Genomic DNA, 18,495 nt, shown 5'->3' on the forward strand with positions numbered 1-18,495 from the left:
CCATGTCATGGTAAAAAGGCAACCACGAAACAATTGTCGTATTTGGCGGGACTTCAACGTGGGAGTCCGCGAAAAAACCACGCATCAGCTGCTCGAAATTCACCTGAAGGTTGCGGTGCGAGACCATGACCCCGGTCGGCAGTCGGGTTGAACCTGAACTGTACTGCAGATAGGCCGTGCTGGGCAAATCCCCTGTCCGAATACGTGTTCCGCCATCGGCATCCAGGTTCATCGAGTCGATTTCGACGATCTTGGGAACAGCGTCCAGGCGTGCTTGACTAACATGTTCGGCAATATCTTCTGCGACCGCCGACGTGGTGAGAACAATCGAGGGCGACGTATCGGCAAGGACTGCACTGACCCGCTCATGACTCGAACCGCGGTGCGGCAGCGGGAGCGGAACTGCGATCAGCCCAGCCTGCAGAGATCCCAGGAACGCCGCAATGTAATCAAGGGACTGGGGAGCCAGGATCACCGCCCTGTCTCCGACCGACCCGTGGGAGCTGAGCTCGCGTGCCACATTCAGTGTTCGCCGAGACAACTGCGACCACGTGAGACGCTGGGGGACACCCGCCCAGTCGTGCTCGTAATTGGTGAAAGTGAACGCTACGTCATGGGGGCGGAGGCTGGCACGTCCGTGCAGCATCGAGAGAATAGCGGGCTGGGACGTCGAGTTCACATTGCGTCCGTACTCAATATGTCAACTCCGTCGGCTCGCCGTCGACGTCAGCCCTTGCCCTGAGACAACGCCGACATGGCACCCGAGAGGATCTGTGAAAGTGGGTCAGCGCCGGCGCCGAAAGGAACCTGGGTGGCCGGTACGGGGACGGCCGCGGGATCGTAGCCGTTCACCGGATCCACTTGGATCGGTGCGGTCAGCGGATCGTCGTTCCGCGAATAGCCCGCGTTGACGCGAGGCGTCAGCACCGCGTCAAGCTGATTCAGCGTGTCCTCGTCAATCCCGAGGTAAGCCAACGGCATGACGAGCGGAAGGTGTTTTTCCGGGATCAAATACGTCGTTGTTGTCGCACCCTTGGAGTTCACCGTCGACCTGATGTTCTGCGGCGGCACCATGCTCGGGTTGGTGAAGGCAATCGCGGTATGGCCAGTAGCGAAGCCCATGAGCGTGTTCGCAAGGGCGAGGAGATTGTCCGGCCGGTCGGGAAAGTCGGCGATCGCGTCGTAGGCGGAGACGAAAACTTTGGTGTCGTATTGGCTCTCCACCGGAGGCTGCATCCGGTAGTCGAGGGCTGGAACAACGGACCCGACCGGGAACATGGCGGTCAGAAAACTCTGACCGAAGGCATGACGCGCAGTAGGGCCGCCAAATGTGGCGAAGTTCAGCTTGTCCGGCGGTGGAGCGGTTGGATCGTCTGCCAGCCGAGCCTGCACGGCGTCTACCACGAACGCACCCTCAGATAAGCCGATCGCGGTACCGGGGCCACCGTTGCGTATCGCTGAATCGAGGCTATCCGCTCCCGCAGCGACCGACTCGCCCACGCTGGGGCCGTCCGCACCGAGACCAGGGACGAGCTCGTTGAGCCGGCCTATGCCGGGGAACAGCCGTTCCAAGACATGGCCCTGAACCTGCCCTGCGGGATAGCCAACCATTTGTCGCCTCAGGCCGGGGAACCATTCATCACCCTCGCGGCGTACGTACTCGTCGTAGGGGATACCCAGAACGCGAGCGCCTCCGAGCGCGTATGCTGTTCCGCCGGTTGACGTTCCGGAGGTTGGTGGGGTTGTCGGGGTTGGTGCCCCGCCAGCCGGCGTGTCATCGGCTGCTGTGACCCCAATGCCGAAGCATCCGGTGGCGCCGACAGCTAGCAGCACGGCAACTCCTGCGAGGGCTGTCTTCATCGCTACCCCTGACCTCTCGGCATCGTCCTGTAGTTTCACATACATCGAAGGTTCACGCTAACCGGGTTCTGGCCCGGCTCGGCCGACCGGCGACCACGACCGCCGCAATCCCGGTCATGACGGCCACCAGTTCGCCCGCCCGGCCAGCGCGGCGATGGCGGGTACCGTCATGGTGCGCACCAAGAAGGTATCCAGCAAGATTCCGACACCGATCACGAAACCGCCCTGGACCACGGTGCCGATGCTCGAGAACAGCAGACCGAACATCGAGGCGGCGAAGATCACGCCCGCCGCGGTGATCACACCGCCGGTCGAACTCAGGGTGCGAATGACGCCGTAGCGCATGCTGTGCGGCGACTCATCACGCATTCGCGAGGCGAGCAGCATGTTGTAATCGGCTCCCACCGCGACCAACACCACGAATGCCAGTGGGGGCACGCTCCAATGCAACTGCTGGCCGAATGCGAGTTGAAATACCAGCACACCAATGCCTAACGCCGACAAATACGAGACCACAACGGAAGCAACCAGATACAGCGGCGCGACAACCGCACGCAACAGGGCAACCAAGGTCAGTAGCACGACGACGAGGGTCACGGCGATAATGAACCGGATGTCGTGTTCGTAATAGTCGCGGGTGTCTCGCAGACTCACGGTGTATCCCGCCGTCGATACGGTGGCATCCGCCAATTGGGTGTTCGGTTGGGCTCCCCGAGCGGCCGCAGTGATTGCGCCGACCTGATCCATGGCTTCGGTGCTGAACGGATTGAGTTTGGTTTGGACCACGTACCGCACCGAGTGGCCGTCGGGAGAAATGAACATCTTTGCGGCCTGCTTGAACTCCGCTAAGTGCAACAGCGGGGCTGGGATATTGAACCCGGCCATCGCCGGTTGTGCCGCGTCATGCTGCATCGTCAGCAGAAATGCCGATGACTCACCGAGCCCGGCACCCATCTGTTTGACTTGGTCGACGAGTTGTGCCACCGCGTCAGCCACCTGCCGGCTCCCATCGGCGAACCGGTCTGCGCCAGCTTGCAGGCGGGTCAGGTTCTTCTTCAGTCCACCGGGTTGGTCCAGCCCCATGGAATGCATCACCGCGGTGAAGTTCGCGAATGTGCGACGCACTCGGTCTATCGATGCGTTCAGGCTCTGTTTGTCCGGAAACGACTGTAGTTGTCCCGCCAAGTCGCTGATCGCCTCGAGGTCTGCTTGCGCGCGCGGATCGACCAATCGTTCGAACTCCCAGCGCGTGGCGCTGCAGGACGCATCGGTATCGCAGATCGGGTTGGCCTGCAACGCGGTCAGCACCGGACCTATCCAGGCGAACATGTCCTTGCCGGCTGAAAAATTCCAGCCCATGGCATTGCTGAGTGAGTTGACGTGGTCGATGAGCTTGGCTATGGTGTCGACCTCTTTGACCAGGGTGTCGCCGCTGTACTGATTCTTCATCGATGAGAAGGAGTCGATCAGGCTCTGGGCACTGCCGGCGAGTCGACTGACCTGTCCGCGCACATCGCGGAGGCTGGTGGCCAGCGTGTCGGCCCCGCTGGTCAGCCGGTTCAGTTCATCGGTGTGGTCGTTGATCAGGGTGGACCCATCGGCCAGAAAAGCACCGATAGCGCCCGCCTGATATGTGGCTCTAAATTCTTCCGGCACAACCCCAGCGGGACGGGTGATCCCGCTGACTGCAGCGATATTCGGTAACTGGCTGACCCGTTGCGCCATTTGCTCCAAGTCTGCAAGGGCCTGCGCCGTACGCAGGTCATTCGGTGATTGGACGAGGATGTACTCCGGAATCAATTGATTTACCGCGAAATGGCGGTCCAGCGCGGCGTACCCGACGGAACTCGGCGCCGAAGACCGCAGCGCGTTGCGGTCGTCGTAGTTATAGTGCACGAAGCCGGCGCAGCCGGCCAGGATGATCAGCACAAGCATGCTGGCAGCCAGATGGGCCCTTGGTCGGCGCACAATGCGTATGCCCGAACGTCGCCAGAAACGAGCGGTCAGTTCGCGCCGTGGCTTGACCCAGCCGCGTCGCCCGGCCAGCACCACAATCGCCGGCAGCAACGTCACGGCGGCAAGGAATGCGACGCCGATCCCGATCGCCGACGACGTTCCCACCGTCTTGAACACCCCCATTCGGGCGAAGCTTATAACGAGAAAGGTGATTCCGACGGTGGCGGCGGATGCAGCGATCACTTTTCCGATCGAGATCATTGCCCCCTTGACCGCCTGATCACAATCCGCGCCCGACCGCAGCTGGTCGTGATAGCGGCTGATGAGAAACACCGCGTAATCCGTTCCGGCGCCCGCCATGATCGCGCTCAGAAACACGATGGACTGGTTCGAGACGCCCGACCCGCTGAGTTGGGAGTATCCAGCCACGGCCGCCTGTGCGATCACCAGAGATATCCCGATCGATATCAACGGCAGCACCATGGTGATCACGCTGCGGTAAACCACCAGCAGGACGATGAGCACCAGAATGGCGATCGCCAGCTCGATCGGCAGCCGATCGTGATCGCCGGCGACCGTCAGGTCGGCGACGGTTGCCGCGGGGCCGGCGAGGTTTGTCGTCAAAGTCGTTCCGGCCACTGCGTTTTTGACGATTCCGCCGATCTGTTTGAAAGCGGCGTAGGCCTGCGGCGTGCCCAACTCGCCCGCAACGCCGACCGGCAGTACCCAGGCTTTGTTGTCCTTGCTGGTCACCTCCGGACGCAGGGGCGGCGTACTGACGAAATCCTGCAGCATCACGACGTCTCGGGTGTCCTGGCGCAGCGCGTCGACCAGTTTGCGGTATGTGGCCTCGTCGGCGGGACCAAGCCCCTTGTCGTCGGTGAGGACCACCGCCAGGAGGTCTTCTGAGCCCGATTCGTCAAACGCCTCGGCCATCTTTTGCGCAGTGACGTTCGACGGTGCATCGCTGGGCAAGATAGTGAGCGGGTGCTTCTGGGCCGTCTCGACCAGGGATGGGAACATCAGGGGCAGTGCCATCGCAATCGCGACCCAAATGCCTACCACGAGCCGGGGCCACCGCACCACAAAATCGGCTAGCCGTCGCATATCGAGCAGCCCCACACTATGCGACGCGTCCCCAGTGCCCGCTGTCAGCGACCCGCGCGCACACGGCCCTCACCGCCTCCATATAGCGGGAAACCGATTTCTGAGCGACCGGGTTATCGGGATGCATGATCGCCATGACCGTGCCCTCCCCGTATCGAAATGTGTAGATGGTCAGTTGATAGGAATACCGGCCGTCGGGATAGATCCCTATATTGTTCGCAAGTCCCATGTCAGCTGCCGCAAGAATGGCGTTCAGCGGCGCGGCTCCGCCATGCAAGAAATTCGACACCGGAAAGTTCGGTCGTGGCCAGCTCAACCACGGCGCTAACTCCAATACGCGGTAATACGGTATCTTCGCCATGTCCAGACCTGAATCGAACGAAGTCTGCGCTGCCCATGCAGCAGCTCCGAAAGAGGCCGCACCTATTGGCACGGTGATCGGGATCAAGCCGGTAAACCAGCCCTGTGTCATAAAGCTGTCCGAGGCGGTGCGGGAATCTCTCGGAGTGAGTCCGTAATACGTGAGAGCACCTGTAAACTCATGTTCCACCAGAGCAAGGCAGGCGAACAAACCACCGACGAAGCGTGCGCCCGCCGCCATGCAGGCTGATTCGAACCGCTCTGTCTGAGCCGCGTCCATCAGGAGTTCGGAGGCCATGTCACTGCTGGTCGAGTCGGACGGGTTACCCAGGGGGAGCGGGAACTCAGGAAAGCCACCATTGTTGTTTTCGGCGAAGTCAATCCATTTGCGTACTCCAGGAGAATCGACGGTTAGCGCCGACGTGTACTCGCGCTCGCGGGCACAGAAATCGTCAAAGCTGCCGGCATCGGGAAACGTAAGAGGTGCACCGCCTGCGCTCAACGCCGAATACATTCCGTTGGCTTCCAACATCGTCGTGCCGATCAACGTTGCATCCCCGTGGATATGATCCATGGCGGCGAAGAACGTAAAGTCGCTCTCATGTTGGATGATCCCGAAGGTGAAGCAACCCCACTCCAGCGGACTCGGTATCGTCACGACGTGGGCGCGTATTTCCTCAACCGTCATGGTGCCGTGATCGATAGGTTCGAATTCGATAGCGGCCGGATCATCGATCGCATGCCTTATGAACTCACCAGTGTCAGTATGTTCGAACCAACTGCGGAATGTGTCATGCCGACGCAGGTATGCGTTAACTGCGTGATCCATCGCGGAGATATCACACTGGCCGGGCACATCGCAACTAGCGATGATCTGGCGGGAGAAGTTCTGACCCGTTGCTGTCCGTTCGCAAAAGTTACGAAGATGTTGGCCCTGCATGTAACTGACCGGCACCGAACTGACCGGCGCCTGCCGAGCCTTCTCGACAGCCACAGCCGTCGGGTGCCAGGAGATGACTGAGCCTGCGGCCAACGTCCATTCATCGAGTGAGCCGACCGTAATTGCCCCGATGCGCAAACCTTCTGCCTCCTCGTTCCGCCTCCTCGGCTTGAACGGCTCCGGCCGCGCCGGTAGCCAGGTCAGGATAACCCGCTCGGCCGTCGCACCGCGCGAGTGTGCCCAATGCAACAGCTCGCCGATCTGGTGGCCGGCACCTCGGCGTGAGAACCAGCGGCCCGGTGACTCTACCTGCGATAGCTTGCTCATTCCGACCCTGCCCTTGCAATACTGGCCGCCGGCAGGCACTCTAGTCGTGCAATCGGGCCGCCCATGGGGATAGAACGTAGGCCGACAACCGTCCTGGCAACAGGTTCTTTGGTGTCGGTGCGGCCCTCGCAATACCGGCCGGCGGCCACGGTGCTGTGGCGCGACCGGTCCGCCCGCGTGGATCTTGACCGGCCGAGGCAGGGAGAACGACACATGGCAGCCCTTGAGGATCTGAGTCAGCCGTCACCGGGTTTTGCGGTGGTCGGCTACGCGGCGCGTTTTCCGGGTGCCACAGATGCAAAAGAATTCTGGCAAATGCTGTGCCAGGGGCGCGATGCCATCTCGGAGGTGCCCCAAAACCGTTGGAATGCCGACGAGTTCTTCGACCCGGAGCCCGGTACGCCCGGAAAGGTCGTGACCCGTCGGGCGGGTTTCGTCGACGATGTAACGGGGTTCGACGCACCGTTCTTCGGCATGTCGACGCGCGAGGTCAGGTTGATGGACCCGCAGCATCGGCTGCTGCTGGAGACCGCGTGGCGGGCGGTGGAGCATTCAGGTACCGCGCCAACGGATTTGGCTAACACCAATACCGGCGTGTTCGTCGGTTTGGCCACCCACGACTACCTGGGGATGCTGTCCGACGATCTGACTTATCCCGAGATCGAAGCCTACTTGGCAATCGGTACGTCGAATGCCGCAGCCGCGGGCCGGATCAGCTACCGGTTGGGGCTGCAGGGTCCGTCGGTCGCCGTCGACACCGCGTGCAGCTCGTCGTTGGTGGCCATCCATCAGGCGTGCCAAGCGCTGCGGCTGGGCGAATGTAACCTCGCGTTAGCCGGGGGCGCGAACGTCCTACTCACCCCGGCGACCATGATCACGTTCTCGCAGGCCCACATGCTCGCTCCCGACGGCCGATGCAAGACGTTCGATGCTGCCGCAGACGGCTATGTGCGCGGCGAAGGTTGCGGCGTCATTGTCATCAAGCGGCTTGCAGACGCGATCCGCGACGGCGACCGGATTCGGGCTGTCATCCGGGGCAGCGCGATCAACCAGGATGGCGCATCCGGTGGCTTAACGGTGCCGAACGGTGTTGCCCAAGAACGGGTTATCGCCGATGCACTGAAAAGGAGCGGTATCGCGCCCAGCGACGTCGGATACCTGGAGGCACATGGGACCGGAACCTCATTGGGCGATCCGATCGAGGCGCAGGCCGCGGGTGCGGTGTTCGGCGCAGGGCGTGATCCGAGGCAGCCGCTGTTGATCGGCTCGGTGAAGACGAACATCGGGCATTTGGAAGCAGCCGCGGGGATTGCGGGTGTCATCAAGGTCGTCCTCTCCCTTGAGCACGGGATACTGCCGCAACACTTGCACTTCCACAATCCGTCGCCCCACATTGCCTGGGACCGGCTTGCCGTGCAGGTTGTGCAGGAGGCCACCGCCTGGGAACGCAACGGCCGGCCCCGCATTGCGGGAGTCAGCTCGTTCGGGTTCGCCGGGACTAACGCGCACGTCATTCTCGAGGAAGCGCCCGACGATGTCAGTCAGGCCGTGGTGGTCCCGAGTCCAGCTGAGGCGCCTGAGGGCCGACGGTTCAGCATCCTTCCGCTATCGGCGCGGACGCCCACCGCACTGCTGCAGATCGCCGATCAATACCGCACCTGGTTGAGTGCACACCCGAAAGCCACCATGGCGGACGTGTGCTTTACCGCCGGCGTGGGGCGAGCACACTTCGAGCACCGAGCCGCGCTGGTGGTCAACTCGAAGGAGTCCGCTGCTGAGCTGCTCGGTGCGCTCGCCGACGGCCGCCCGGCACCCGGTCTGGTGCGCGGAATATCCGATGACACGCCGAAAACAGCGTGGCTGTTCACCGGTCAGGGCAGCCAGTACCCGGGCATGGCCCGGGAACTATTCGACACTGAACCCGTGTTCACCGAGGCAGTGACCCGCTGCGCGGAAGTGGTATCCGGTGTGCTCGACAGACCATTGTTGGACGTCATTTTCGATGCGGACAACCCGGATAGCGAAGAGAGCCTGCGGCAGACCACCTACGCCCAGCCCGCCTTGTTCGCAGTGGAGATGGGCTTGGCCCAGCTCTGGCAGTCGTGGGGTTTCGCCCCTGATGTCGTGCTGGGGCACAGCGTAGGCCAGTATTCGGCGGCCTGCGTCGCCGGCGTTTTCAGCCTCGAAGACGGGGCGCTGCTGACGGCCGAACGCGGACGGCTCTTCGGCAGCTTGCCTGCGGGCGGTCGGATGGTCGCGGTGTTCACCGCCGCCCAGCGTGTCGAGCGCCTGACCGACGAGTTCCCACGTCTGTCGGTTGGTGCCTACAACGGTGCCAACACCGTACTGTCGGGGCCCGCACAGGATCTGGAACAAGCAGTGGCCGGGTTGAACGCCGACGGTGTCCGCTGTGATTGGCTAGATACCAGCCATGCGTTCCACTCGGTGCTGCTGGACCCAATTCTCGACGAGTTCGAGTCGTACGCAGATCAGTTCCATTACGCCTCGCCACAAAGGCTTTTGGTGTGCAACCGCACCGGCTCCCCGATCGGCAGGACTACGAAGCTGGACGGCAACTACTGGCGTCGCCACGCACGGCAACCGGTGGAATTCGCTAAAAGCGTTCGCACCCTTGCAGATTTGGGTTGCAAGGTGTTGCTCGAGATCGGCCCACAACCGGTGCTCACCGCTACAGCTCTTCGCGCATGGCCCGACCGGGGCACTGCACCGCGGGCGATCGCATCGCTGCGTCGAAACACCGCCGACCACCGCCAGATCACCGAGGCCCTCGCTGACGTGTACGTCCTGGGCCACCTACCCAATTTTGATGCTCTCCGGCCTACACACGCACGAAAGCTCGACCTGCCCACCTATCCGTTCGAGCATCGCCCGTACTGGTATCGAGACAATCGGGAACTTCCCAACCAACAACAGCACATCGCCGCGGGCACTGAAGTCGTCCGTCTTCTCGAGGACGGCCGGATCGAGGAACTGGCGGTCTTACTTGACGGTGCGAGCCCTGGTCGTCAGACTCGCCATGTTCTGACGAAACTTGCTGCACAACACAACCAGCAGCGCAAAGTTCAGTCGATCACGGACACGCGTTACGAGGTTCGATGGGAGAGATCCACCGCGACAGACTCGGCTACAGAAGCCGGCGAAAGATCTGCATGGCTCCTCGTCGGCGACAACACCGATGCGGTTCAGCCGCTGGTCAAGACCCTGACCGCGCGCGGGCACCAGTATCGGATTTTCGGGTTGCCGACGTCCGATGCGGACGAGGAACAGCTCCAGGCCACGCTGCGTGCCGCGGTAGCAGACGAACCGGAGTTACGTGTCCTGCATGTCGCGGCCCTCGGTTCTGACACCGCGCCGTCGATGCGGTCGCTGCTGCGGATGCAACACCGAGTCTTGGGCGGAACCCGACGGCTCATCCGCGCCGCGGTCGCCGCCGAGCTGCGCAGACCGATCTGGGTGGTCACCCGCTGCGCACAACAAGTCACCGACGCCGACGCCGTTTCACCGGACCAGAGTTGCCTGTGGGGATTCGCCCGGGCCGCCTCGCTGGAGCATCCCCAAGTCTGGGGCGGACTGGCAGATCTGGGCGAAGGCACGGCCGACGAATGGTCACGGTTGATCGACCAGGTGGCGGCGGAACCACGCAGCGAAGATCAGATAGCGCTGCGCTATCAAGCGATTTACCTGCCCCGGCTGGTTCGACGGGCCAGTCAGCCGAGCGCGACACCGCTGGCGCTGCGCGATGACGCAACGTATTTGGTGACCGGAGGACTGGGGGCGGTAGGGCTGGAGATCGCCGGATACCTGGCCGCCCACGGCGCCCGGCATCTCGTGCTGACCAGCCGGCGCTCGCCCGGCGACACGGTGCAACAGCGCATCGCCGCGTTGAGCGAACAGCACCATTGCCAGTTACGGGTTCTGACAGCCGATATCGCCGATGCACACGACGTCGCCCGCCTGTTGGCTGCCGTGCAGGCCGAACTACCGCCGTTGGCCGGCATAGTCCATGCCGCAGGCGAGATCGGTAACACCCCGCTGAGCACCCTGGACGATGCCGAAGTGGATCGTGTCTTCGCCGGGAAAGTCTGGGGTGCCTGGCATTTGAGCGAAGCAGCGGGCGAACTGCAGCTGGATTTCTTCCTCAGCACCTCCTCGATCGCCTCAGTTTGGGGAGGATTCGGCCAGACCGCCTATAGCGCGGCTAACGCCTTCCTCGACGGTTTGACTTGGCGGCTGCGCGAGCAGGGCGTTCCGGCGATCAGCGTCAATTTCGGTCCGTGGACTATGGGCATGGCCGACGAGGAGGCTCGTACGCGGTTAGTTAAGCGCGGGATCCGAACATTGTCACCGGCTGATGCTCTGGCCGGTGTGGCCGATCTCATCACGGCTTCCGCGCAGAGCGCAGCACCAGGCCCCGCACAAGGAATAGTGGCCCGGATCGACTGGGCTCGCTTCCTGCCGCTCTACCAGCAAGCGGGCCGGCGCTCATTCCTGGCGGAGGTGGAGCGAGAGGTGCCCGATGTGGTGCCGGCACCAACGGCATCCGGGAAGACCGAGCTGGTCGAGCGGCTCGCAGGCGCTCCGGTGCAGCAGCGCAGGAAGCTTCTGGCGGACTATCTTCGTGACGCGGTAGCGGAGGTGACGCGCGTCGATCCCGCAGAAATCCGTGAGGATGCCGGATTCTTCGACCTCGGCATGGATTCGCTGATGGCCGTCGAATTGCGGCGCCGCATCGAGCAAGGTGTGGGTACCGAGATACCGGCAACCCTGGCGATGGATTACCCACGTTTGTCCGATGTGGTGGATTACCTGATCGGCGATGTGCTCGAGCTCGGCGAGCAGGCAGCCGCCAAGTCAGGGCCTACACCGGCCTCAGCAGTGACTACACGCACCGATGAGCCGATTGCGATCGTCGCGGTGTCATGCCGTTTCCCCGGCGCGCCCGACCCAGAAGCTTTTTGGGAGGTGTTGTCCGGCGGTGTCGATGCGATCCGGGAAGTCCCGGAAGACCGTTTCGACATCGACGAGTTCTACGATCCGGATCCAGAGACTCCGGGCAAGATCTATAGCCGCTTCGGGGGCTTCCTCGAAGGAGTCGACGGATTCGATCCGGAATTCTTCGGTATCTCCCCGCGTGAGGCGGTGTGGATCGAGCCCCAGCAGCGGCTGGTGCTCGAAACTGCTTGGGAGGGTTTAGAAAGAGCTGGGTACGCGCCGTCCGCGTTGCGCGGCAGCAGAACCGGTGTCTTCGTGGGGGTGGCGGCCAACGAGTATGCGCATCTGCTGTCGTCGGAGTCGGTGGACAAAATCGAGCCCCACTTCATCACCGGCAATGCGCTCAATGCCATTTCCGGCCGAGTTGCCTTCGCGCTCGGTCTCGAAGGTCCGGCAGTGGCGGTCGATACCGCATGCAGCTCGTCGTTGGTGGCCGTGCACCAGGCCTGCCAGGCACTACACTCCGGTGACTGCGATCTGGCGTTGGCCGGCGGTGTGAACGTCTTGCTGAGTCCAGTCACCGTCATCGCCGCCTCACGTGCCAGGATGCTTTCCCCCGTCGGCCAATGCAAGACCTTCGACGCCTCCGCCGACGGCTACGTGCGCAGTGAAGGCTGCGGGATTCTGGTGCTCAAGAGGCTAAGCGATGCGGTGCGCGACGGCGACCGGGTTGCCGCGGTCATCCCGGGTAGCGCCGTCAACCAAGACGGTGCCTCCAGTGGTTTGACGGTGCCCAACGGTGGTGCACAGCAACGGCTTATCGGCGCAGCACTGGCTCGCGCCGGTTTGGCCGGCGGAGACGTCGACTACCTTGAGGCGCACGGGACGGGTACCCCGCTGGGTGATCCGATCGAGGTGCAGGCAGCCGCCGCCGTTTATGGGACGGGCCGCGACGCGGACCGGCCACTGCTGATGGGATCGGTGAAGACCAACATCGGTCATCTCGAGTCGGCTTCGGGGGCAGCCGGACTGATCAAAGTCGTATTGTCGCTGCAGCACGGAGCGCTGCCGCCAAGCCTGCACTTTGACAAACCGTCACCACACATCCCGTGGGACTCGTTGCCGGTTCGGGTCGTGGACACGGTGATCCCGTGGCAGGCCAACGGCAGGCCGCGGCGCGCCGGCGTAAGCTCCTTCGGGTTCACCGGCACGAACGCACACGTGCTGATCGAGGATGCTCCGGCCCAACCGGCAGACGACGCCCCGGTGGCGCCGCAGCCGAACGGTCCAGAGGCGTCGGTCAACGTGCTGGCGCTGTCGGCGCGGTCACCGAAGGCGCTGGTGGCGTTGGCGCAGCGTTATGGGTCCTGGTTGAACACCCACCCGGAGGTCGACATCGCCGACGTGTGCCTGACGGCTGGGGTGGGGCGTTCGCATTTCGAACACCGGGCCGCGCTCGTCGTGGACTCGGTACAGTCCGCAGCTGAGGGTTTGGCCGAGTTGACCGAGAACCGGCTGCGCCCAGGTGTGCTGCGTGGCGAGTGCGCCGACCGGCCTACGACAGCATGGCTGTTCACCGGGCAGGGCAGCCAGTATCCGGGCATGGCGCGCGAACTGTTCCAGGCAGAGCCGGTTTTCGCAGAAACGGTGGCACGTTGCGCGGACGCAGTCGCTGAGATACTGCCGCGCCCGTTGCTGGAGGTGCTGTTCACCACCGACAGGAGCACCGGCGGCGAGGGCGCGACCGGGGAAGCACTGCGGCACACCTCGTTTGCCCAGCCAGCGCTTTTCGCCGTCGAGATGGGCCTGGCCCGGCTGTGGCAGTCGTGGGGGGTCGAGCCCGATGTGGTGCTGGGGCACAGCGTGGGCCAGTACGCGGCGGCGTGTGTGGCCGGGGTTTTCAGCCTCGAGGACGGGGTGCGGCTGATGGCCGAGCGCGGCAGGCTGTTCGGCAGTCTGCCTGATGGTGGGCGCATGGTGGCGGTGTTCACCGACGCCAAGCACGTCGAGGAAGTCGCCAAAGAATTTCCTCGGTTGTCCGTTGCCGCCTACAACGGCCCCAACACGGTGCTCTCGGGTCCGGGAGAGGATCTAGAACATATAGTCGCCAAATTTGGCGACGACGGAATCCGCTGCAGCTGGCTGGAGACCAGCCACGCCTTCCACTCGGAGCTGCTGGAGCCTGTGCTCGACGAATTCGAGTCTTACGCAGCGCGGTTGCACTTTGCCGTGCCGACATTGCCATTGGTCTGCAACCGCACCGGAACGGTACTCATGGCGGAATCCCCGCTTGACGCCCAATATTGGCGGCGGCATTCCCGCCAGCCGGTGCAGTTTGCCGAAAGCGTGCGCACCGTGGCGGCGCTGGGATGTTCGGTGTTGATGGAGATCGGCCCACAACCGGTTCTGACCGGTGCTGCGGTTCAGGTCTGGCCGGAACATTTGGCCACGCCACGTGCGATCGTCTCACTCCGAAAGGGTGTCGGTGATCGGCGCCAGATCACCGAAGCGCTCGCCGCAGTCTATGTCAGCGGCCATCGGCCTGAGTTCTCTGCGTTGCATAAGCAACCTCGCCACAGACTCGAACTGCCCACCTATCCGTTCCAGCGCCGTCGCTTCTGGCCGAAGACTTCCGCGATCGCCGTCGACGGTGCCGTCGTATCCGGCATCCTCGGTAGTGCCAAAGATCTCGCGTCTGGCGACTCCGTATACACCAGCAAGCTGTCGGTGAAATCGCAACCTTGGCTTTCCGACCACGTCATCTATGGCACCGTCGTCGTTCCGGGTGCAACGTACGCCGCGATGGCACTGGCCGCTGTTGAACCTCCGGCGCGGGTTCAAGACGTCTTCTTCTATGAGCCGATTATTCTGGGCGACAAAAATTCCCGCGAGGTACAGCTGACCTTGCATCCGCTCGAGGATGGCGACCGCTGGAGCTTCCGGGTACACAGCCGCCCATACGGTGTTAGCGATGCCGGATGGTCGTTGAACGCCGACGGAACGGTCATCTCTGGTATCGATGACGATCCGATACCCGACCCGGCGGATCCCGTCGACGCGGCCATCGAGCGGATGGAACGCATGCGTCCCCAGGAGCTGTTCGACACCTTCGCCGACATGGAGCTGGCGTGGGGACCTAACTGGTCGGGCTCACTGAAGTCACTGTGGCTCGGCGAGGGCGAGGCGATCGGCGATATCACCGTCGGCGAAGAACTCGCCGAACAACTCGGAACAGAGCCGATGCATCCGGTGCTGCTCGACCTGTGCACCGGCATCGCCTTCCCGGCGTTCCCGGCACTCCTTGCGGCCGAGCTGGGGGTGAACGATCTGTTCTTGCCGTTGCGGTACGGGCAAGTGGCGCTGCGGGAGAAGATGCCTCGGCGGTTTTATTGCCGTGCCAGGTGGCACACCAGCGCCCTCGACTCCGAAACCCAGGCTTTCGATCTCGATTTCGTCGATCGGGACAACCGTTACCTGGGTGGGATTCGCGAGTTCACCGTCAAACGAGCACCTCGAGAAGCGTTGTTGCGCGGGCTCGGCGGCGATGCCACCCGGCTGCTGTACAGCCTCGGCTGGCACGAGGTGCCGTCCCAGCCATCGAACGATGACGCCGGAAACGTCAGTGGCACATGGCTGATTGCCGGATTCGACGAGCTGGCGGCCGAACTGCCGGGCTGCATCCCCGTTGACCGGACTACGGATCCGGCACCCCTGGGGCAGCTGGTGGCAGAGGCTCACGAGCGCGGTATGCCGTTTGCCGGCATCGTCGTGCGCAGCACCGGACCAAGTGCAGAAGAGTCGAGCGCTGAATCTGCCACGCGGCTGGAGAACGAGATCGCCCACCTGCTCAGCGTCGTGCACACCGTGCAGGGCGACGGGTCGGTGAAACTTCCCGGCGGACTGTGGATCATCACCGAACGAGCTGTGGCGACCGAACCCGGCGAGCCGGTCGATCCGGTGCAGGCGGCGTTGTGGGGACTCGGGCGCACCATCGTCAACGAGGAACCGGCTCTGCGCTGCAAGCTGGTCGATTACGACGGATCGCAGCAGGCTGTGCACGCTCTGGCCACTCTGCTGGCCACACCGGTCGACGAACCCGAACTCGCACTGCGACAAGGAAAGTTCCTGGCATCCCGGTTGCTGCCATGGGCGCGCAGCGGCCATCTCGCGCTGCCGCGCGCCACCGACTATGTCCTGGCACCCACTGAACGCGGCGCGATCGACAACCTGCGTCTGACCGAAGCGGAAGTGTCGCCACCGGATGCGGGCTATGTGCAGATCCGGGTGGAGGCCGCCGGTTTGAACTTCCGGGATGTGCTCAATGTACTGGACCTCTACCCTGGAGACCCGGGCCCGATCGGCGGTGACTTCTCGGGTGTCGTCACACAGTTAGGAGACGGCGTCACCGGACTCGAAGTCGGCCAGCGCGTCTTCGGCTTCATGCAGGGCGCGTTCGCCAGCCGGTTCAATGTGCCGGTCCAGTTGCTGGCGCCGGTGCCCGACGGGCTGAGCGCGGCCGCGGCGGCGAGCATCCCCGCTGCGGCACTCACCGCCCGGCTGGCGTTCGACTGGGCGCAGCTGAAGCCCGGTGATCGTGTGCTCATTCACGCCGCCAGCGGCGGTGTCGGGTTGGCCGCCATCCAGATGGCGCAGCAGCACGGTGCGATCGTCTTCGCCACCGCCAGCGCCTACAAACGCGCGACACTGCGCAAGCTAGGTGTGGAGTACGTCTACGATTCCCGGAGCACGGATTTTGCCGACGAAATCCTGGCGGATACCGGCGGCTCGGGTGTTGATGTGGTACTCAACAGCCTGACCAATGAGGGGTTCGTCGAAGCGACGGTCCGAGCCACCGCGCAGAACGGCCGATTCGCCGAGATCGCCAAACGCGACATCTGGACGCGTGAACAGATGGCGGCGGCTCGTCCCGATATCGCCTATGAGATCGTTGCGCTGGACGCGACGACCGTGGGAGACCCCGAGCGAATTCGCGGCCTGCTGAAGCAGGTATCGGACGGGCTGGCCAGCGGCGAATGGGCACCACTGCCTGTCGAGATCTACCCGCTGACAGAGGCGAAGACGGCGTTTCGCCGCATGCAGCAAGCGCGGCATATTGGCAAGATCGTGCTGCAAATTCCGAACCCGCTGCAGCCGCGGGGTGATCGGAGCTATCTGGTCACCGGTGGACTCGGCGCAATCGGCCTGCACACGGCGTCGTATTTGGCCCAACTCGGCGCCGGTGACATCGTGTTGACCAGCCGGCGCGCGCCCGATGCGGAGGCACAACGAGCGATCGACGACATCACTGAGCGTTACCGGTGCCGCATCCACACCTTCGCGGCCGACGTCGGCGACGAGGCCGAGGTGGCAAAGCTGCTGGATCGGATCCGTGCGGAGCTGCCGCCGCTGGCGGGAGTTGCTCATTTGGCGGGTGTGCTCGACGACGCACTGCTCTCACAGCAGAGCCTCGAACGTTTCCGGGTAACGCTGGCGCCCAAGGCGTTCGGCGCCTGCTATCTGGATCGGCTGACGAAGAACGACGATCTCGACTTCTTCGTCGTGTCTTCTTCGGTGTCCAGCGTGCTCGGTCCACCCGGCCAAGCCAACTACTCGACCGCCAATGCGCTGCTCGACGGGCTGGTCGCGCAACGCAGGGCACAGGGCTTGCCGGCGACCGGTATCAACTTTGGACCCTGGGCGAAGGGTGGCATGGCGTCCTCGGAGGCCGCGCGCACCAATCTCGGGGCGCAGGGCCTGGTGCCGCTGGAACCCTCGGCTGCCCTCAGCGCGCTCGCCGAAGCTGTCGCCAACGGAACAGCGCAGGCGACCGTCCTCAAGGCCAACTGGCAGCGTGCCGCGAAGGTGTTCGGCAGTTCTCGGCCAGCGATTCTGGACCTCGTGTTGCCGAGCGCGATCGCAGAGACACCCGGCGACAGTGAGCTGCTGCGGCAACTACAGGAGATACCGGTGGCGCAGCGCGCCGGTTTCATCACCGAATTCCTGCAGCGCGAAGTTCAGGGTTTCCTGCGGCTCGCGCAACCGCCTCCCGCAACCAGCCGCTTCTTGGACCTGGGTACGGATTCGTTGATGGCAGTGGAGCTCCGCAACCGGTTGCACAGCCAGTTCGGTGGAACGTTGACGATCAACGTCACCGCGGTATTCGACTATCCGACGATTGGTTCGCTCGCTGAGTACCTCGCCGATCAGCTGTCAAAATCGGAGGCACAGTCGGACGAGGCGGAACCCGTCGCAGCAGGCGGGCCTGCGGTCATTGAGGGCTCCGGGTCGTCAATAACCCGCCACGCCGATCGCGAGCAGGACACCGCCGACGACAGCCAGCAAGGTAGCGACCTCGATGCGGCGACGTGACCGGATCCAATCGTGCACTGCGGCCATCGAGATACGGGTTGCGTGAGGCGCGATCGCATAAGCGAGGAAGGGAATCTCCACAGCGCCAAACGACACGATATGGAATATCACTAAAGCCCCGACTTGCGTGACGGCCGCTGAGCCAGATGCCAAAATGACTGCGAGCGCGGCCAGATAGTCCGCCGACGGCAATGCCATCCCCATGCCGGCCACCCCCGCCACCCATAGCGAACGACCGCCCAGCAGCCGTCGGGCCCGCGTCGTCAACATTCTTGGGCGCGAACCGAACCACCCCGTGATGTCCTTGGCGGCCAATACGCCAGCAACCAGCAGCGCCAGCGCGCCAATGAGAATTTGAACTTTGGGCAAGGTGAAGTAGGTAGATCCCAGTAGTCTGCGGCGAAAGACGAACAGGACAGCTAAGCCCACGGTCATCCCCATCGCGAAACCGCCACATAAAAACGCCGGCAGTTGCAGCATCGGCCTCGGCCTGTTCAACATCAGGACCGCCATACCGATCCGGAACGGTTCGAGGCTCACGGCTAAAGCCATCACCACGACGGTGGTCAACATCGGCAAGGCTGCGTTGCGGCTGCGCCAGCCCACCTGGACGACACCACTGT

Annotated in this window: 6 protein-coding genes; 1 reads left to right on the forward strand and 5 read right to left on the reverse strand. The window is 63.5% G+C overall.

What is annotated here, in order from left to right; all coding sequences use genetic code 11:
* The 4 genes from AC2VOP_RS06405 to AC2VOP_RS06420 all read right to left on the reverse strand — a co-directional run.
* Positions 1-646 (reverse strand): AMP-binding protein (locus tag AC2VOP_RS06405; protein ID WP_486960197.1); only part of this gene is annotated, 646 nt, incomplete at its 3' end.
* 80 nt (positions 647-726) lie between these two features.
* The gene (pe, locus tag AC2VOP_RS06410) at positions 727-1,860 is read right to left on the reverse strand and encodes an acyltransferase PE (protein ID WP_486960178.1); all 1,134 of its coding nucleotides are present in this window, start codon (positions 1,858-1,860) and stop codon (positions 727-729) included.
* Between the two features lie 114 nt (positions 1,861-1,974).
* Positions 1,975-4,923, reverse strand: a complete 2,949-nt coding sequence (locus AC2VOP_RS06415) for an MMPL/RND family transporter (RefSeq protein WP_486960179.1) — start codon at positions 4,921-4,923, stop codon at positions 1,975-1,977.
* Positions 4,924-4,939: 16 nt separating this feature from the next.
* Complete coding sequence (locus AC2VOP_RS06420; RefSeq protein ID WP_486960198.1) at positions 4,940-6,361, reverse strand: condensation domain-containing protein; 1,422 nt, start codon at positions 6,359-6,361, stop codon at positions 4,940-4,942.
* A 402-nt stretch (positions 6,362-6,763) separates the two neighbouring features.
* Here AC2VOP_RS06420 and AC2VOP_RS06425 point away from each other — a divergent pair, with 402 nt between their 5' ends.
* Entirely contained in the window at positions 6,764-17,872 is an 11,109-nt protein-coding gene (locus AC2VOP_RS06425; RefSeq protein WP_486960180.1) for an SDR family NAD(P)-dependent oxidoreductase, read from the forward strand.
* Here the strand turns inward: AC2VOP_RS06425 and AC2VOP_RS06430 are convergent.
* Positions 17,792-18,445 carry a GAP family protein gene (locus AC2VOP_RS06430; RefSeq protein WP_486960199.1) on the reverse strand — a complete coding sequence of 218 codons (654 nt, stop codon included), beginning with the start codon at positions 18,443-18,445 and terminating at the stop codon, positions 17,792-17,794. The genes AC2VOP_RS06425 and AC2VOP_RS06430 overlap by 81 nt on opposite strands.
* Between the last annotated feature and the right edge of the window lie 50 nt (positions 18,446-18,495).

Source organism: Mycobacterium sp. TH-M106 (assembly GCF_057473765.1).

Coding starts and splice junctions, on each gene's coding strand:
- pe (WP_486960178.1), bottom strand. CDS start 1,860: ATGAAGACAGCCCTCGCAGGAGTTGCCGTGCTGCTAGCTGTCGGCGCC.
- AC2VOP_RS06430 (WP_486960199.1), bottom strand. CDS start 18,445: ATGTTGACCACCGTCGTGGTGATGGCTTTAGCCGTGAGCCTCGAACCG.
- AC2VOP_RS06415 (WP_486960179.1), bottom strand. CDS start 4,923: ATGCGACGGCTAGCCGATTTTGTGGTGCGGTGGCCCCGGCTCGTGGTA.
- AC2VOP_RS06425 (WP_486960180.1), top strand. CDS start 6,764: ATGGCAGCCCTTGAGGATCTGAGTCAGCCGTCACCGGGTTTTGCGGTG.